The sequence below is a fragment of the Bacillus sp. D48C genome (assembly GCF_053345735.1).
Genome location: NZ_JBKFAQ010000032.1, coordinates 1,619 through 2,370 on the forward strand (window position 1 = coordinate 1,619; position 752 = coordinate 2,370).

1 protein-coding gene and 1 pseudogene are annotated in these 752 nt (G+C 36.8%); both read right to left on the reverse strand.

Annotated features, from left to right (window positions below; genetic code table 11):
* Positions 1 to 192, reverse strand: a pseudogene (locus tag ACLBXA_RS29255) (hypothetical protein); the annotation flags it as partial.
* Between the two features lie 104 nt (positions 193 to 296).
* Positions 297 to 605 (reverse strand): hypothetical protein, encoded by a 309-nt coding sequence (locus ACLBXA_RS29260; protein WP_000062187.1) that lies wholly within the window; start codon positions 603 to 605, stop codon positions 297 to 299.
* Positions 606 to 752: the final 147 nt, after the last annotated feature.

Below are 752 nucleotides of genomic sequence, written 5' to 3' on the forward strand. Positions count from 1 at the left end.
CCCAAGCGATAACGTACCGTTATAAATTTCATTAGAATGACCATCTAACAAATCGAAATCAATATGTTCTTGCCGCCCTGCCTCTCTATAAACTCGTTCTAATCGCTTCGTTAAGATATAAGCTTCATGAAACGAATATTGCTTACCCGACTCAATTTCTGTTCCATTGCTACTCTTAAAAATGACAAACATGGCTTCTCCTTTCTCACATCTACTTTAAATTCCAATGAAAAAAGGCAACAAAAAAAGCCATACCTTTTGCATAGCCTCCTCATTGCCTTATTTATATTTTTTCACTATTTCATCCAGAAAAACGGGAATAAGATTTGACCAAATTTCACATTACTATTTACGCTCTCTGCTAAGTATTGGCATCCCATTACGATAACAAGTCCGGCTGCCCCACCAAGAAACCACCATATACATTTATGTCTTCCTCGTTCACCGCCCCAAATTAATAGATAAGCGCCCCAGCAAAATACAATCGCTGTACTAACCATTGCCCCTCTTTGCATCCATGCAATAAATGAATTCCCTGTATTAATTAGACCGTCCATCGCATCACCTAACACTAACATTTGAGATAATGTTTCCAACATTGACATATACATTCACTCCCTTTTCATTTTTAAATGCTTATACGTTACTAAGCTGACTTGATTCATTCGCCTTGCTGTCTTCCTTTACTTCTGTTGATGTTGCTTTATAAGCCTGTAAAGCTTTCATTACTAAATCTTGATTTTCTTCAATGT